Origin of the sequence: Treponema ruminis (genome assembly GCF_014201975.1) — a bacterium.
Lineage (GTDB): Bacteria > Spirochaetota > Spirochaetia > Treponematales > Treponemataceae > Treponema_D > Treponema_D ruminis.
Map to the genome: position 1 here is coordinate 16,212 of NZ_JACHFQ010000006.1, position 18,870 is coordinate 35,081.

Consider the following 18,870-nt stretch of genomic DNA (forward strand, 5'->3'; position numbering starts at 1 on the left):
TTCTTCCAAAACTGATTATTCAGGAATATAATTCCAATTCGCTTTGTGATTAGAGAAAGCTATAAAATCTTTAATCTGTGTTCCAAAGCCATAACTGTTGATATTGTCGCCCCAGCCTCTAGTGTCCATGACGGTAATTGATTCTCCGAAGCATTTTCCGAGACCGTCTATGACACAGTTTTTAAGTTCTTCGAAACAGTGGGAATTATCCTTGTCATAGCATTGAACCGAAGTCTTTTCGCCGTAAAAACGAATCCTGACAGCTCCGCGTTTCATTACTTCAAGAAGAAAATCAGTCCTCTGCGGAGACTGTTCGGAACATGTTTTGGCATCAGCCGGAAAACCGTGCTCAATGCATAGTCTTTCTTTTTCTTCCTGCGTGAATCCCAATTTCTCAGGATTTTGCAGAAAGAATTCAACATGTGTGGTTTTTAATTCATAGAATGTACCATTTTTGTACCACATTCCGGTTGTTCCAAAATATGATCCCATAAGCATTTCTCCCCTATTTATCAATCTCTCCAATACCAGACCTTAGAGTACAATTCAGCACAAATACGAAAATCTCTTCCTGCAATATACTCGCCTCTGAAATAGTCGAAAAGTGCCCGGCATGCGCAATCATCGTAAATGACCTCTTTACCTAAAGAAAATGCTATTTGTTTCGCGAAAGGCAATTCCTGACGCATCGCGACAAAAGTGACTTTCGGGGAATCCATTGTTTTACCCTCATATTTCATCCCAATCATTCGCCGGTTTCCTTTCTTATCAATAACGAAAAAATCAGAATCTTTCATGCGGCTAATTATTTCGTCTTTTGTCTGACAGAATGAGATTGTTTTTGGCCAATAAAATGTATTGAAATTTCTCTGAAGCATTTTATTCCCCTTTAACCGTGATACAGTGTAACATGGGAGAATATCATTTAGTGAGATTAAGATGAGCATTTTGACTTTGTATATATAGTATTTGTTTTACCGTTAATTAAGCGAGGAATTTTTCCATATTCAGCTATTTGTTGTTTTGCTGCAGAAAAGTTTTCATTCCATGAAAAATAAAACTACATTTATAAAAAGTTTCCTTACATAACTGTTTCCGGTTCCATACATAAGTAAATCTTATGCTGAATATTTAGAATTAATGAGAGCCTTTACTTTATTATATAATTTAAAGTAATGAAGCGTATAAAGAAAGAATCTACGACCAGAAACTAAAGGTTGTGTCAATTGAAATTGTCCGATTTTTTCTCCACTCTATAGCCACCAACAAGAGGCTGTTTTTTTGGATTATCTGCCAGACGGCCAGCCTTCTGGACTTCTACCTATCGAAAATAAAGCCTATAAACAGAAAGACGTTTATAGGCTTCAAAGAATTACAACAATTTCTGAAATTTTGCTTCAAATTGGTTTTTCGTTGCAATATGATTTGAATTAAAAAATGGTAATGCAACAAGCCTATATTGTTCAAATTCAGAGATTACAATTTTTTCAACACCATATTTCTCTGCAATCTGATTTAAGAATGTATTTTTCCATGCATCCTTTTCAAATAATTGTTCACCCTTAGGTTCAATAAATACTTGTAAGAAATGAGCAGTCTCTTTTGATTTTAGGAACAATATAAAATCTGGCTCAAATCCTTGTCCATGATCAAAGTCATAGATTTTAAATATTTCCTCATTTCTCAGAAGCTTAATTTCTGAATAATTTTGATTTAAATTTCCTAAATTGTTTTCTATGTATGAAATTAAAGCTCGTTCCTCAGATGTTCCCCAGAAACCTTCATTTGCATACCAATCCAATTTTTGTAATTTTTCTTCAAGTGCAAGATTTTTATTTTTATCATCCTCATTATCCATATTTATCATTCGAGATTGATTTCTTTTTTCTTCTGGAAAACATTCTATTAAAGGCTTTAGAGTAAATTCTGAACCTTTATATGGAACATCATATGTTTCTAGTTCTGCACCCAACCACTCAAAGAAGCCAACCAAACAATTCAGTTTCTCTTCATTGGATAAACCACTCTCAAAGGTCACCCGCGAATCGCATACTATTTGAATTTCTTTTTCTTTTATTTTTTGTAAGAATTCATCAATTGATTTTACGTCTTGTTTTTCTTTAAGAGTCTCAAATCTGAAATATGAATTGGTTCTTAAATTCAAAATATGTAGAGCTTTAAAAACAATATGCTTTTCTTCTAGGAAATCAGCAAACTTTTTATATAAAGTATGTTTTTCTGGTGTCTCAGCAACACTAAGAACTTCATCATCAACATTTTTCTCAAAATGAAGTTGAATTAACTTGCTATATAAACCCGAATCTTTTACTTCATATACAAAAGCTTTTGAAGAGTTTAATATATCATCCAATGTTGTAAGTTTTCTTTCTGGATTTTCTATTTGTTCATTAGCAAATAACATCATTCCATTGACATATTGCTCAAACTCTTTCTTGAATGAGAATTTTTTTTCGATTCTCTTATCATTTACCAGACCTTTATTTCTTAATTCACGCTTTAATTCATCAATGTAACGTTCATCTGCATCACTATGGAAATTAAATTCTTCAAGACAGTGCAATTCATGCTCTGTATTATTATCAAACTTTCTCTTATTTTTTTGTAAATTATTATAATCAAAAGGATAATAACGAATACCTCGACCTATTAACTGAACCTCTGAAGTTGTTGAAGAACCGGAAATTCTTTTTCCGGATTTCTTATCATGTCCTTCATCACGACCTTCATATAGACGAACAATATCATATAGGTTTAGAACATCCCATCCCTCTGTCAATCTTTGGACAGTAAATATTGCCCTTATATGATTTCTAGGATCTTCCAAGCTATTTAATAACCTATCTGTTTCCGAATCTGTTTTTTCTTTCTGAGTAGTATTTGTTTTTGAGTTAGTAATCAAGCAATTTCTTTCATCAAATTCTCTTTGTAAGAAAGCAATTATATCAATGAATGAAATGCTTTTATCATGAATATATTTATTTATCTTAGTGATATGAATCAATTTATTTTGATAACTTTGACTCTGAGATTCATCAACTTTTAGATTATTTAAGAAAGAAAAATCTTCTGGTTTTAAATTCTTTATTAATTGATTAAACTCCTCAAAGTCCTTTTTAGAAGCATCAATAAGTTTACTTCGGAAAAGTATTACGGGTTTAAAATTTGGAATATTATAATCCAATGCAATTTGACTTCTATACCAATTAAATAAAAGCGCTTGTAATATTCTTTGCTTTTTATTTCCATCCGAAGGAATCAAACCTATCTCTTTTGTGTAGCCAGCACGTACAAAGTCAGGAAGATCAAATTTATAAATCGTTAATGGTTTATATTTTGCTTGTATAGCTTCTTCTTTAGGAATTGTGGCAGTAAATTCTAATAAAACGTTTTGATTATTTTCAACTTTGTATTCTTTATCCAGAAGATGATAAATAACAGTTTTTTCCCATGATTTTTCAACATCCTCATCTTTTGCACCATCTTTTAATTCTCCAATAAATGATAAATCTTCGAAATCATTTCCTTTTGAAGTAGATGAGTTTAAATGATGCGCTTCATCAGCAATCAATACAATATCTTTTTTCATTAAGTCACTTAATAAGACTTCATTTTCTTTCTCGTTGTAGACTGAATTATGAAGCTTATGAATTGTTGTAAATTTAATTTGAATATCATCAGAAAAATTAGAAAACTGCTCAACCTCTTTTATTTTTATAGGAATACCATCAATTTCTATATTTTCAGCAAACAAATATTTATTATGGTTTACTTCCAAAAAATTACTTTGTGTCTTACCGACAATTGCATTTTGATTAACAAAAAAAATAAATTTGTTTATACCCTTCTCATGATAATAATACAGAATAAGAGCGGCCATTAATAATGTTTTTCCCGTTCCCGTAGCCATATTAAACATCAAATGATTTGGAGTGTTAATTTTTTTTGCTTCTCTAGCTTTTTCATTTAAAATAAAGTTCTCAAAGGCTTCTTTCTGCCATTCAAAGAACTCATATTTAAGATTATTCTTTATATAGTCAGGAACATCAGGAATCGGTATAAGACCAGATTTCTTTACATTCTCATACTGTTCATAAAGAGACTTTTGTTCTTCTAGTTCCATTTATTTGACCTCATAGAATGCTTTCGTTACGGCAATATCATTTTCAGTTAATTCAAATTTAGAATCTTCCATATCACATTTATTTATATACAATTGGTTCAAATCTAACATTCGAATAAACATTTCTTTTTGTTTTTCCAAAGGCAATGCAACAAACTTTTCATCAACAATAGTTTCATTTATAAATTTGTTTATATGTACATTATAATGCAAGAAATATTTCGATGAAAAATCCTTAAAGAGGGTACACAGTTCATCATAAGATTCACATTCCCCAATTTCTTCAATAGCTTCTTCATTATATTTTGCCAATTCCATATAAATACAAGAACCAGCTTCTTCTTTACTCTTCGACTTCCATTTTACAGCTTTTGAAATACCAGATTGATCACCATTAATTACATTCTGTATTCTTATGATGCTATCATTATCACCATAGTTTAACTGCTCAATACCGATATATTGTCTTCCCATCTTATGAGCTACTGCACATGTAGTTCCAGACCCTAAATGATAATCAAGAACTATATCACCTTTGTTAGTAGCCATCTCTAAAATTTGCTTTATGAGTTTTTCAGGCTTTTTTGCATTCTTTAATTTAACGGCACCTTCCTTTGCTATACCCGCCCAAGAGATATGATCCCAGAAATCCGATAACAATTCTGTTACACATTTTTCACCATCTATTTCATGAATCTTACTATCATAAAAAGCCAATGCACCACCATTAATTAAATATGTTTTTTCTCCATTTGTTTTTTCATATGTAAAAATGGTATCTCGTGTAATACGCGATTGCTCTTGCAATTCTTTCATCTTATCAGTTGGTTTATGTAAGTCTCGAATACTAACAATGCTTGATGCATGCTCAAAAGCATATTCTGCTATCATATGTTCCAACACAACTTTTGTTGAAGAACCAAATTGTGCCTTCATTTCCTTTTCTGTCTTTCCGGCTTCTTTTAAGACTTTATCTTTAATTGGGATAAACTCCCATTTTGATGTATCTTCCGAATTATGAGTTTCAAGATATTTATTGTAATTTTTATTGTATTCTGTTGGTACAAAATTTCGTTTAAAATCGAACTTCGATTTATTCTTTGTATAAAAAAGAATATATTCTGTTACATCAATCGGGCCTGGATTAACGGCCTTAAAGCCAGAAACAGAGGCCGCTTTTACAGAAATTACCTGGACTTTATTTTCTGGCTTAAATATCTGATCCATCAATACCATGATATAGCCTAACTCATGATGATCAATCTGAACAAAGATACATCCTTCATCTTTAAGCAATTCTCTTGCAATTTCAAAACGATTCTTCATAAATGTAAGCCATGCAGAATGATTGAAATTATCATTATATTGAAATTCATCACTTCCCGTATTATAGGGCGGATCAATATATATAGCTTTTACCTGATTCTCAAAATTTTTATGTAAGCAATGTAGAGCGATAAGATTATTTCCCTTTATAATCAAGTTATCTCTAATCACGCCATCTTTATCTCTTGTGAAATTTAATACTTCTTCTTTTCCATCCTTAACATAACGAACTACATTTTTAAAAGCCTTTGGAGAGAAGACTTGATCTATTTCATCACGTGCTAAAACTTCATTATAAAAAATTTCTCTCCTCTTTACCTTCTTAACTTTATTCTTATCTATTGGGCCTTCTTTATATTCTTTTGTTTTTTCATCATAAGTATAATCTACACTCAAGCCCTCTTCTGTTGATTGGCCACCTTCAAGAACGCAATCCTTATATGGAAAGTTAAGTACAACATCCCCTCTATCTTTTAGTAACTCATCCCCAAAATACAGACCAATTTCTTTACCGAGATATTTTGAATATGAATTATTTGAACTACTATAATCTAAAAACTCAAGAAATTTCTTTTGTTCGAAAATAAAACTTTTTAATATAGGTTTAAAGAAATTATCTTTTGCTACTTCATTTTTTAATAACAATTCTATAAAACTTGAATCTAAATCATCAACTAGTTTATGAACTTTTGTATAATTAATATCGCCAGATTCTGTTACTAAACGTTTGTCAGTTTTTAATAAATCCTCAATTCTAATTCGTAAACCATTAGGTGTAAGACCACTATTAGGAACTATCATATTTCTACCCCTATCTTATTTAAAAACAATTTTTCGAATATATTATCGGAAAAGTAAATCTTTATCTTGATACCCCTCTTTCGAAGTATATTTTCCTCGATAGAACATAAAACAATACTTGTACTCAAATCAGTCCAATCTAATCTAGTGCTAGTTGCCAATATGCTAATAGAACACAATGTGTTATTCGTTGATTATTTCTGCTTCCTGCTCTAACTTACAATTATTGGTCAACATGAAATCTATTACATCTGAATAATACGTTTTCTTCTCTGACAGCTTCTTTAATCTTTGCCTATCATTTTCAGTCAATAGAATCCAATTACTTCGATTTAATCTCAATGTTTCAATATCCATATTAAATGGTATGAAATTTATTCCTGTTTTAGACTTTAAGTGCTCCAAAATATAAAATCCACCAGCATCAATATCCCCATAATGCTTGAAAACACAGTTAGGATTGCATTTTGAAACAAGTTGAATAAAATCTCTCTTTATAGAATTATGAAATCCCCCAAGGTAAATTACAAGTTCATTTTGGGATTGATATTTGTGAAAATTAGTTAAATTTTCAATCGTAATAACAGTTGCTCCATTTAACTCAACAGAAATGAGAGCTCGTAATGTTTGTGTTGATAGCCCAATATCTCCATTGATTTTTGACAGGTCAATTTTCTGCCCACAATTTAATATTCCTTTGCCCTTTACCATTACATAAGTAGGCGTTTTAATTATATTGTGTTCTTCAAAAACAGTGTCCTTTTCATCATATTCACCATATTTATATAGAAGCCCCCTGATGGTAGACTCAAGAGACTCAAGTCTTTTTGAATTGTTAAATATTTTTACTGAAAGTTCTCTTATGAATATTTCGTCTTGATTAATTAAGATTGCCTTACAAGCAGAGAGCACATTCTTGTATTCTTGTATATCACCTTCAAAATACTGAATCTTTTTGTTTTCTTTTATATGTATTTTCTGTTCAAAAATATAGTTTAGCAGTGGTTTATAATCTGATTCATTTAGACTTTCATACTCCTGCCATATTTCAATTAACTGATTATTAATATCTGCTTTTGGCTGCCTATTTAAGAATGTATAAATATCAGGCATTGCTGTTTTTATAAGGGAAAAAGATTTTATTCGTCCGCTTCGGTCTGATTTATAATCAATAAAGCCTTTCGCCTTAAGTAAAGATAAAGTCGAGTTTATTTCCTTATATAGGGTATATTCAGAATCGTCATCATATTTTGAAAAAAGTTTTGATGTAGTTATTCTGAAGCTTTGTTCATGTACATTATCACCTGTAAAAGTTTTGCTTTTTTCATATGAGTCCAAAAGAGCATTTAAGATTTTTGATTCAATTTTATTCACCATAATATCTGAAGTCCTCTACAAAACTGATTGTATCTTCTCGCATTACAGTTAAAACAGAATCTACATTTTCTTCTATATCCTGAATCTTTGGAGAAGGAGCGACAAGAATAGTCTGAAATTGGAGCTGATTAAAGAACTTCATTACACTTGCAATTCGCTGCTCATCCATATTATTAAAGGCTTCATCTAGCATTAATAAACGAACTGAATTCTTATTCTGATAAATATTGTTTAATGAAGCAGCCATAATAACGTAAAAAGGAACCTGTGATTCTCCTCCACTATTACTTTTTGCTTTTGCAGAGAGTTTTTGAACAGTTCCATTTTTCTTTGTAATCTCAATATCATAATCAAGATAGGTTCTGTAATCAGTATATTCACGGACAGCTTGATCACTCGAATCTCCTGCTTTAATCTTTGTAAATAGTTCATCAATTTCATCTTTATACTGGCTTTCAAAATTACCAGAAAAAAGATTTGATGTTCCAAGATTATCATCTGCCATAATCATATTGTATAAATTACGTTTCTGATTATTAGGCGACAGAATAAATTTATACGTATCTTCTCCGTAATTGATATCTTTCAGAGCTTTTTTCAAATTGTCAAATTCATATTTTGCACTTTCAATGGATTCTTTCATTTTAGACAAGAATTCATTCTTAAAAATTTCCTCACATGTTTCTCTTGAAACGCGAATCGTTTCTTCTGTTCTTACTATTTCGACATTGTTTAATTTATCAAAACGTCCTTTATATTGTTCAAAACCTTCAATTCCAAGATAAAAATCTTTAGTAAAGGTTGAATTATAATTACTCTGCATTTGATAGAGACCAATGAAATTCTTCTCACCATTAAGCAATTTATTAGCTTTATTATCATAGACACTTTTTTGTCTGCTATAATTTATCTGAATTTCCTCTAGAGATTCTCGTTTCATTGCTTCCAAATATTTATTGAATGCTTCATTATAAATGGCAGCTTTATAGTCCTGATATCCTGTCAATTCAGTTATTTTATTCTCAAGTTGTTCTTCAAGTTCAGTAACCAGTTTTTCTTTGTCTTTAATATCATTGAACAAAGATCGTTCATCTCCTATCAATGTATTGTTTTTGTTTGTTAATTCATGCTCCCTTTTTTCATAATCTGAAATTTGATTCTGAAGCTCAATGATATCTTGATTTTTACTGATTTTATCAAATTCTTTCTTTTCATTTGAAAGTTGTTCATTTATAGTCTCAAGATTATTAGGAGCATCCAGATTTGCTTTTACCATATCAAAATTTACATGTATATAGGCATTATCCATTTCTGTAAGATTTTCAATCTTGCTTCGTAATGCTGGAAGCTTTTCTAATAACGTTTTTCGCTGCTGTTTTGCGTTCTTGAGTTGAACTTCTATAGCATCTTTTCCAATATATGGTTTTGAATAAATTTTGGGATCAATTTTTCTGGAAACATAGTTTTTGTACACCATGCATTCTTTTGTAATCGCAGAAGGATAATTCTCTAAGTCTTCCAATTTTTCGCAACAAATTACTTTTCCTAAAATATAATTTGCGTATCGTCTTGCGAAACGATTCTCAGTTTCTACATATGACGCTAAAGAATTCGGCTCAATTTCAATTTCTGCCGGTAATTTCCTGAAATTGATAATACCTTGGTTATAACTTTTTTTGTTCGCATTATAAATCTGCAAGGCCTGGATATAATATTCTGGTTCTACAATCAGATAAAATCTCTGAGTATTCAGATATCCTTCAATTGCATTTGTCCATTGCTTATCGGTAATTGAAAGAAGCTCAGAAAATATATATACAGGAGAATCTATCCCAGCATTTTCAAATTCTTTTTGTATACAATCCCGAAGTTGAACTGTTTCATCTGGGTATTTGATTGTCTGAGTCTCCAAAGAATTAATTTCTGATTCCAATTGAGATATTTGTAACGAAATCTTCTCTTTTTCTTGGCCGGCCGCAAACTTTTGCATACGGATTTCTTCTATTTCTTTCCTTAAGAAGGATTCGAGTTTTTCAACAGTTTCGATTTTTGTATTTTTATCTGTATTTAAACCTATATTTCTTACATCGTCAGGGCTTACAGGTACATCTTTAAGTTTTACAATTAATCCCAGATAATTATTAAGAAATCTTAAATAATCTGATAATTGCTTATTACGAGTCTCTTCTTTTTTCATCTCATCAGTCAATTTATCAATTGAGGCTTGAAGTTTTTCTGTAAGACGCCTGTAATCAGAGTTTTCAAATGTTTGTTTTAATTGCATTAGTTTTATTTGAATGCTTCGTAGTTGATTTTCAATATTAGTTCGTTCAGAAGAAATATTTGTCAGTTTCTGTTTATTAATACGAATCTCACTAAGTCCTCTATTTTTTGATTGCTCGATAACATCTTTATCAACAATTTTAACCAGCATATCATTTACATTCTGATTGTGTGTATTTTCTTCAATTTCTGAATAGCGCTCTAATATTTCTGAAAGTGTATCCCTTTCTTGTTTTGCTTTTTTTAAGGTTTGTTCAAATTCATTCAGAACATCAATACTTTGTCTCAAGGATTGCACATCAATTGGTTTTTCAGTCAAAACATACTTATTGATAAAATCTTTTACATTATCAACAGGCCTAAATGCGAGTGCCTTTAGCAATACCTCAAAAAACTTTTCTTCTAGACTTCCAAGTCGGTGACGGAGATTTTCCTTGTATTCATTTACACTTTTGATGAACCTAACTTTTTCTTCCCTATTTCTAAATTCATCATACATTGAGGGTTTATTTTCTGGAGTTATGAATGAGAAATCTTCTAACTTTCCATTTTCTATATACCATCTCTTTGTAGGAGATTCATTTTCATTTCCTGAAGTTATGTGAACACCTATTACAAACCAGCGGTTTTCTTTCTCCTCATAGAATTCTAAGGCAATATTACTGATTACATTTCCTTCTCTAAGATATGTTTTTTCAGTTGTATCAATTTTGCAACGTACATAGCTCTTAAGGTCACGATCTGAGTTTTCATTGGCAGCTTTATTAAATTTTGTAGAATTTCCTGTCAAAACCATTTGTATGGCATCTAATACAGTAGATTTTCCGGCTGCATTTTCACCGCTAATTAAAACAGAACCTTGGTTAAAAGGAAATGTTTCATAACCAAAATACATCCAGTTTACTAATCTTACTCTATTCAGCTTCTTCGTCTGTATCTGCATCGTCATCTCCTTCTTCATATTCAGTAAGTCTTTCTTTTACATTCTCATATAGATGTGTAATACCTTCATTTGGAATGGCTATCATAATAGAAGGATAAATCTCTATTCTGGTCTCTCCCTGTGTAATATCTGAAGTCAAATTACGGATCAGGTTATAACGCTTAAATAAAGCAATAATCTGTCTTTCAGAATTCTTGTCTAGCTTTTGTTTGTTTTTTACCTTCAATACATTGTATTTATCACGAATCTCCTGAATAGTTACCGTAACATTGTCACCATTTGTAGAAAGATCATTTCGTTTTTCCAAATACAAGAGTCTGAGAATTAAAAACATAATACTTTCAAACTTTGTAAATTGAAGACGACCAGTACCATTTCTATTGGATATGGAGATAAGACCAATATCTTCATCTATTCTCAAATCATATCCAAGTAAATCAAAAACTAAGCAAAATTGTTCTTTATTATCTTTTATACAAATATAATCGAGCCTTGTGTCTTCTTTTTTCTTGAGAATAAAACAGTGGTTTAAGAGATTATTTGCTGCTTTAGAAAACTTTTCTTTTTGTGAGCTGGAATTACCAATTAACTCAAGTTTTTCAAACATGCTTTTTTTCCTCCTGTTTCCTTTTTATAATTTCAAAATCAGTAAATTCGCAGTTTTTAGTTCGTATTCTTTGTTCTGTCTTCTTTACCCTATATACATATGATTCAATAGCAAAAAGTCTTATATAAATTAATGTTTCAAAATCTTTACGATTGTTAATTGGAATATCAGAAGCTAATATTAAATCTTTCTCACCTAAACATTCCGATACAAAATCTTCTATTTTTTTTCTGTATATGCGTGCCATTTGTTTATCTAAGAGAAGTTGTTTTTTTAGAGCTCGTTCTTCAGCAGTTAATATTTCAGTTTCATTAATGGTTGCAACTTCTTCATAGGTTTTCTTTTCTGGAATTTTCTTGATAGATTCTTCTGAAACAAATTTTTGAACATATACATTGAAGAAATTCTCTGGTATGCTTTCGTCCTCATCAGAATATTCTGTCAGATACCGTAATATTGCATTAATTTTACCTTCTTGATTTGTGCCGGAAGCAAGCTCAAATTTTGCTCTGGATGCAGCATTCTTCATGTAATGATTATTTTTACGATCAATGTCTTCAATAATTTTATCAAGATTTTCGAAGGCCGATTTTACATCAATAATCATTTCTATGATTTTATCTTTCGCAAGTTCTGAATCAGTTTCCTGTTCAATTTCCATATAACCTTCGACCAAATCTTTTAAAATTTTTGGTTCAGAAAGCATTTTATCCAGATTAATTTTTATGGATTGACGAAATTTTCCAATATTTTCACTTGTTTTTAGACGATAAAGCGATTTTGAGACAATTTCTTCATTATATACTGAAAATAATGAAAATATTTCTGATAATTCTTTATTCTTAGTCTGTTTATCAATATGTTTTTTTATTGAAATATTTAATTTTTTAAGACTTGATACTAACTGCTCTGTACTATTTACAACGTTTTTAAGAATAAACTGATATGGTTTTGAATATAAATCCTCATTTTGAAGAACCGCATGAATCTGAGAAATAAGTCCCTGGTATTCTGTTTCTTCATTCTTGATGACATCATTCATCGTTCGAATGAATGGAACCGCTTGTTCTGTTAGTACAACATTTTGCTGATAATTTTTTTCTTCCTCAAAATCTAGCCATCCACAATTCCTTAAATAATTAATTGTTTTCTGAGCTTTGCTTCTGGAGTCTTTTTCAAAACTATTATCATCATCAAAACTAATGTCATCAGTTCTTGTATTAAAATAATCAGTTAGTGTTGATACAACCGATTCTCGTTCAACACCATATGAAATTTCTGTTTTGTATGAATTGTAAATAGCCAAAAGACAGTCTGCATACTGATCCTTATATTTACTATTAAGAGGCTTAAAGAAATCATCAGGCAAAACAGAGAATAAATTCTTCATTTCTATTAATTATATCACAGAAAATTAACACTGAGAGACACTTTTATATTATCAATATTTTTTTTAAGTATTTATTTAAGCTCCACCCCTACTCCAAGCACATGATAATACACAAGCTTCACCAGCACTTTTTTTCCTGCTTCTTTCAAAGCCCGTTCATAGCATTCAAACTGACCTGCATAGATACCTACAAAGTGTTTATGTTTTGGATTAACAACATCATCTTTACTTCCCGGGTAAGACTTAAAGTCTACCAGTATAACACCGTCTTTTGTTTCCCAGATAAAGTCTATGCTGCCTGTAAAGAACTGCCCATTGTAGAACTGTTTAAACGGAAGTTCATGATATGTTGCAGTCTTTTCTCCATATTTCTCTGTAAGGAATTCCTCAAAGAACTCCCAGGCATCCACTATTTCTGCCGCATTTGGAATTTCCTTTTCCATTTGATGATTACGGATAATAGATTCTGCCTGCTCGACAGTCGGATTCTGCTCCAATACACAGAAGATATTATGGATGCATGTTCCGACTTCATTCATTTCTTCGTTGGAAGCTCTGAGCGTAATTCGTTTGCCACTGTCAAAGACTGTTTCTGCCTTTACATTTTTATCCGATTTGCAGGAACTTGGCTGCTGGTCGCGTTTTCGCAATTCTTCTTTTGGTGAATATAGCTTCAGCACTTTGTTTTCCGGTGTCTTGAATTTCCAGCCTTCCATATCACTTGGATTTTCAATGATAAAACTCTGTCCGGTTCCAAGAATATCTGATTTTTCCAGAGCGGGAATCGAATCTACTGTATTTACGCCCATTTCCTTCAGTCGCAACAATCCGTTATCCTGAAGTGAAACAAGAATCAGGCTCTGTTCCGGACGTGTCATTGCTACATACATCAGGCGTTTTTCTTCCTGAATAACTTCGTTTCTGGTCTGTGTAAATCGTTCGCTTTCAAGAATAATGTCCTTAATACTTTGAGGAACTCCTTTTGCTGAACCAAAAATCCACGGAAGAACTGTAACAGTCATAGGCGGATATGGATTTTCTGCATTTGGTGCATCTTCATGGAAGGTATGAACTCCATAAATTCCGCGTCCTACCAGATTGTTTTCATCCAGAATATCATCTTCAAGGCTCATAAGAATTACCGTCTTCCACTGCAAACCTTTAGAACCGTGGTAAGTAAACAACTGAACTCCGTCACTCATTCCGGCAGCTTTTGCTTTTACTGTGGTTATATAGTCAATGAATCCATAAATAGTGCATGGAAGACTCATCTGAATACAGTGGTCTTCATAAGCCTGTGCAATGCTGATTGCTGTATGGAATGTATTTACGCTGTTATCAGAATCAGTCCAGCTTTTTACTACATTATATAAATCCATTTCGATAATCAGGCTTTCTACAAGGGCACATACGCTCATTGATTTGTATGCTTCCCGTTTTGCCATAAGCATCTTTATGAGAGATACATCTTCAAGGTATTTACCATCAGACACTTTATTTGACTTGTCTTCAAAACGTTTATCAAGGATTGCAGCAGCTGTATATCCATCTTCTGTAAGATATGCAATAGTTGCACGAGCCATAGTATCATTTGAATTAACTACAAGACTCAAAAGCGCATTAAGAAGTGTGATTTCGCGGCTGGTCTGGAACTCGCTGTCTCCTACAAGAGCCGGAATATTGTAATCTTTTAATGCTGTAGCTACTGCTGTTAATTCTGAATTAGTACGGGCAAGAACTGCAATATCCTTTGGCTTTTCGCCGGCCTGAATCATTTTTGCAATGTTTCCGGCAATCTGGGCTGCTTTCTTTGCTTTTACCTTCTCTGTTAATACCCAGCATTTTAGTAAATCCGTACGTTTGCTTGCGTTGTATTCTTTTTCAAGTCTATCCCATGGATCAAGTTTTACTTCATCTTCTTTAAGAATATCACTGAAAGCCGGTACAAAGACTGCGTTTGTTACATCGACTATTGGAGGCCATGAACGGTGGCTGGTACCAAGTGTTTCGTTAGAATGACCATTGATTTTTTCAATTCTGTCTGTAACAGCCTTTACAAGTGCCGTATCTGATCCACGGAAACCGTAAATTGCCTGTTTATAGTCACCTACCCAGATTGTCTGTTCTACAAGGTCAGACAATTTGTCAAAAATCTTGATCTGAGTTGGAGAACAGTCCTGGAATTCATCTACAAAAAGATATTTGTAGCTTGCTTTTATATCTTCCTGAACGGATTTATATTCTTCCTTAGTAATCAGTTCAAGCAGATATTCTTCCATATCTGTGTAATCAAGAATATGCTGCTCTTTCTTATATTCGATGTATTTTTCCTGCCAGCGTCCTGCAATTTCAAAAAGATGTTCTACATAAGTAATCTGTAAATCACGAACTTCTTCACAGGTCCAGATTTTGTCAGATTCAGCTTCTAAAGAAAGATAATCATCACTTGCCTGATATGCTTTTGTGGTAAACTTTCCCTTAGAAATCATTTCCGCAAGACCAAATCCGATTTCTAACTGTGTTGCTTTTGGATTCTGAATAATACGTCGGAATCTTTCAGTTTCATCGATTCTATTATCACGTGCTCCAGACGGTTTATCTGCTTTTGAAATCATGTCCAGAGCTTCAAGTTTTCCTAAAAGCTCTTCTCTGTCAAAATTGAGTTTTGAGCAGCTTAAAGAAAGGCTTTGAATTAGTTTTTTGCTTGCTTCCAGACTTTCTGAAAAGTCTTTTATTGAATAGCTTCTGCTGGCATTAAAAATCGCTTTTAAATCGTTCTTCCAGAAATCATAATTTATAGAATAAGACATTGATTCGCGAATCTTAAATACTTCCGCGAACTTATGAAAGAACTTATTCTGCTCTTCAGTTGGCAGGCTGGAAAGGCTTTCTGAAACATAAACGCTTTCATCTTCTTCACTGATTATATTAAGCTTAGGACTGATTCCCAAAAGATACCAGTAACGTTGTACAAATACATTTGCAACACTATCTACAGTTCCAATTAGTGCCTGATCCAGACGATTGGATTCTTTTGTTTTTCCTGCTTCATAGAATTTTGCTTTTGCTTTCTCTTTGAATTCTGATGCAGCAGCCTTTGTAAATGTGGTAAGAATTACTTCTTCAGGTTTACATTTTCCTTCCAGAATTGCACCTTTGAGACGTTCTGTTAATTCGTATGTTTTTCCGCTTCCGGCACTGGCGCTGATATATGTAATATTTTTCATTCTGCTCTTCTCCTACTTTCTTCCCTTAAAAAACTCATACTGTGGATATGGCTTAGGCTGTTTTTTAGGTTCCCTTATTCCATCAAACTCAAGAGGGATAAGATTTTTATCTTCGCAATCATTCTGATAGGTAATCTGGTCAGGTGCAAAACCTGTCGCTTCTTCAATGAATCCTTTTTCTATCTGAGCACGGCGGTATTTATAAGAGTTTTTCAGTTTCGGAAGCAGCTGTTCATCTGCATCTTTTATAGTCACTTTTACCGTATTGTTTCCGGCAAAGGATTGTGCAGAAACGAGAGTTACTTCCGGAATAACAACATAGGCAACAGCTTTTGCCTCGCTTCCAGCAAGTTTTTTCGTAAGATATTTATAGAGTTCAAGCTGAATTGATTTATTCTCTTCAATCGTCTTCTTAAACTTATCAACTTTTCCCAGATACCACTTAAAATCAAATACAACAGGATTATTCTTTTCATCAGCAAGAATCATATCTGCATAACCTTCAATTCGTATTTCATTCCCAAAATTCATATCACTTCTAATAAGTTTTGGTTCACAGGCAAGAACATGGAGCTTATTATCTTCCAGCACTTTTACCAGTGCATTAACACAGTCAAAGACTTTTGCCTTATAATTTGGAAGATTCAGAAGATTTTCCTTGAGCAAAAGTACTGCTCCGCATCCATTTACCATATCAGTAAAGACTTTATCAAAGTTGTTTTTGATGTTTTCTTTGATGTATGGAACGGTTCCGCTGCCTTCAATACCTTCTTTTTTATTGAAAAGTCTTTCTATTACAGCATGGGCACAAGTTCCATAAGCCTGGTAAACTTTAGGCAATGAAGAGTTTCCAAGGGCACTGATTCCAGCAAGATAGCCAAAAGCATAATCAAACGGATTATAAACAATCTGTTCAAAGGAAGAATATGTTTCGTGATCCGGCCATTGAATAAGATTTGCGTTCTTTATTGTTATGCCTTCTGCATCCCCTTCTATTTCATTATCAATGCTTACAGGATTCTGCAAAACTGTCTTGAAGTCCGAATTTACATCTGGTGACAGAACGAAATCATTCAGGTTCTTTATTCTCTGCTTAATTTGTATATAAAGAGGATGAGTTTCAACATCTTCTGTCACCTTCTTATCAATTACAACAAGAGTCACTTTATCTGCCAGATAGAATGGCAGCATTTTTATCTGATGATTATATTCACGTTCTGTATCTTCATCCCACAAGGAAAGTGACTTACGGAATTCAGCCTTCTCACCAGGAAGAAGAAAATCATATTTTAGAGTCTCTTTTGCATCATTATAAAAATCACACCAGATAAGTGATTTTGCCCTTGCTGCAAGCTGTCCAGGATTTGAAATTACTGTTCTGCAGCCTTCTTCTGCTTCATACTGGAGCATATCTACACCGGCTTTTAAGTCAGAAACAAATGCCATGAGTTTTGTAAATGGCATCCTTTCTTCTGTCTCTGTTTCAAGCATATTAAGAACAGCGGCACATTCATTTTTTACAAGTGCAAGCTGAGCTTTCTGCATATCGTCGCTTAATAATGCCAGTTCAGTTCCACACCAGTCATATAGAGCCTTTGTAAAACTGTAAGCCTTATTTCTGCTGACTGAACCGTCAGTATTGCTTTCTGCGTTATTGATATCTGGCAAGAACTTTTCTATCTTTTCTGCCCTTTTCTTTGATTCTTCTTTTACCTTTGTTGCACGTTCTTCTTCAGAAAGCTCGGTAAAGTCATTATCACAGTTAATGAAGGACTCAATGATTTTCTTTACCTCATCATTGTAGTAGCCGCCTTCACGGGCGATTCTTGCTTCAAGTTTATTTCTCAAAGCCGAATTGAGCGGACTTAGTGGAACATTCAGCCATTCAACCATGTTCTTAAGACTCATCGGGCTTGCAAGTGTACCAAGACCAATAGGTAGAAGCTGTGTAATCTGTGGAAGACCAACTTTTATTCTGGAACCACTAGTAGCCTTTCCTTCCAAATAAAGCCAGTCATCAAAAGCCTTATTATCAGAATTAATCCATACATCATAAGAATCAGGTTTCTGAAGGCTTAAATACTTAAGGGCCTCATCCTGTTCTTCAAAATGCAGAATATTAAATGTGTCATCCTTTTTAATTTTCTCTTCTTTGTCCGAAGCAGATTCTAATACATTTATTATAGAAGAAAGCGACGTATCTGCTTTAGAAGGAAGTTCTCTGATATAGACAGTAACACCTCGAGTTTTGAGTGCTTCTATAAGTTCTGATTCAAGCGGTGAAAATAGTTTCCAGTCAATGAGAGTTTCAATTTCAAGATTTTCAGGAAGAAGACAGCCATTTTTGACAGCTTCAGTAATTGCCTCTAAGTCTTCTCCTAAAGAGATATCTTCAAAATAGGCTTCTACTCCAGAAAGAACTTCCATTCTTTTACTTGGAGCCTTTGTCGTTTTATTCCAGCCCGCAAATGTAAGTGTATCACGCCAGGTGAGGCACTCCTTAGCTACACTCAGGCCATCAACATCAAAAGAAGCCTTCAGAACATTACCAGGATGCTTTTCCATGTAAGTTTTCATAGCCTTGTAATAATCAACAGTACGTTCAATATCTTCTTTACGCTCAGTACTTAACCCAGCATAGAGCTTTATCTCTTCCACCAGAGCCGCAGTATCAACAATCTTCTGATTAAACAGAAGCTGCGACTTATCCGTATAAACAAAACCTGAATATGAAGGACTATAAAACAATTTCATATCTATAACTCCCATTTTTGG

At 32.9% G+C, this 18,870-nt stretch carries 11 protein-coding genes; all 11 read right to left on the reverse strand.

Translation table 11 applies throughout. From position 1 onward, the window contains the following. Positions 1–15: 15 nt before the first annotated feature. The gene (locus tag HNP76_RS09625) at positions 16–492 is read right to left on the reverse strand and encodes a hypothetical protein (RefSeq protein WP_184659928.1); all 477 of its coding nucleotides are present in this window, start codon (positions 490–492) and stop codon (positions 16–18) included. Positions 493–512: 20 nt separating this feature from the next. After that, positions 513–797, reverse strand: a complete 285-nt coding sequence (locus HNP76_RS09630) for a hypothetical protein (RefSeq protein WP_184659930.1) — start codon at positions 795–797, stop codon at positions 513–515. Between the two features lie 321 nt (positions 798–1,118). Continuing rightward, positions 1,119–1,226 carry a DUF7834 domain-containing protein gene (locus tag HNP76_RS14545; RefSeq protein ID WP_442806529.1) on the reverse strand — a complete coding sequence of 36 codons (108 nt, stop codon included), beginning with the start codon at positions 1,224–1,226 and terminating at the stop codon, positions 1,119–1,121. Positions 1,227–1,372: 146 nt separating this feature from the next. After that, positions 1,373–4,141, reverse strand: a complete 2,769-nt coding sequence (locus HNP76_RS09635; RefSeq protein WP_184659932.1) for a DEAD/DEAH box helicase family protein — start codon at positions 4,139–4,141, stop codon at positions 1,373–1,375. Continuing rightward, the gene (locus tag HNP76_RS09640; protein ID WP_184659934.1) at positions 4,142–6,268 is read right to left on the reverse strand and encodes a site-specific DNA-methyltransferase; all 2,127 of its coding nucleotides are present in this window, start codon (positions 6,266–6,268) and stop codon (positions 4,142–4,144) included. A gap of 183 nt (positions 6,269–6,451) precedes the next feature. After that, on the reverse strand, positions 6,452–7,645 hold the full coding sequence (locus tag HNP76_RS09645) for a Wadjet anti-phage system protein JetD domain-containing protein (protein WP_184659936.1): 1,194 nt from the start codon (positions 7,643–7,645) through the stop codon (positions 6,452–6,454). Continuing rightward, entirely contained in the window at positions 7,635–10,871 is a 3,237-nt protein-coding gene (locus HNP76_RS09650; RefSeq protein WP_184659938.1) for an ATP-binding protein, read from the reverse strand. Before HNP76_RS09650 ends, HNP76_RS09645 begins: the two co-directional genes overlap by 11 nt. Continuing rightward, the gene (locus tag HNP76_RS09655; protein ID WP_184659940.1) at positions 10,843–11,478 is read right to left on the reverse strand and encodes a DUF4194 domain-containing protein; all 636 of its coding nucleotides are present in this window, start codon (positions 11,476–11,478) and stop codon (positions 10,843–10,845) included. Before HNP76_RS09655 ends, HNP76_RS09650 begins: the two co-directional genes overlap by 29 nt. Beyond that, on the reverse strand, positions 11,471–12,868 hold the full coding sequence (locus tag HNP76_RS09660) for a Wadjet anti-phage system protein JetA family protein (protein ID WP_184659942.1): 1,398 nt from the start codon (positions 12,866–12,868) through the stop codon (positions 11,471–11,473). Before HNP76_RS09660 ends, HNP76_RS09655 begins: the two co-directional genes overlap by 8 nt. Before the next feature lie 71 nt (positions 12,869–12,939). Next, a complete protein-coding gene (locus HNP76_RS09665; protein WP_184659945.1) occupies positions 12,940–16,095 on the reverse strand; it encodes a UvrD-helicase domain-containing protein in 3,156 nt (1,051 codons plus the stop codon). 12 nt (positions 16,096–16,107) lie between these two features. Further along, on the reverse strand, positions 16,108–18,849 hold the full coding sequence (locus tag HNP76_RS09670) for a PD-(D/E)XK nuclease family protein (protein WP_184659947.1): 2,742 nt from the start codon (positions 18,847–18,849) through the stop codon (positions 16,108–16,110). Positions 18,850–18,870 lie beyond the last annotated feature (21 nt).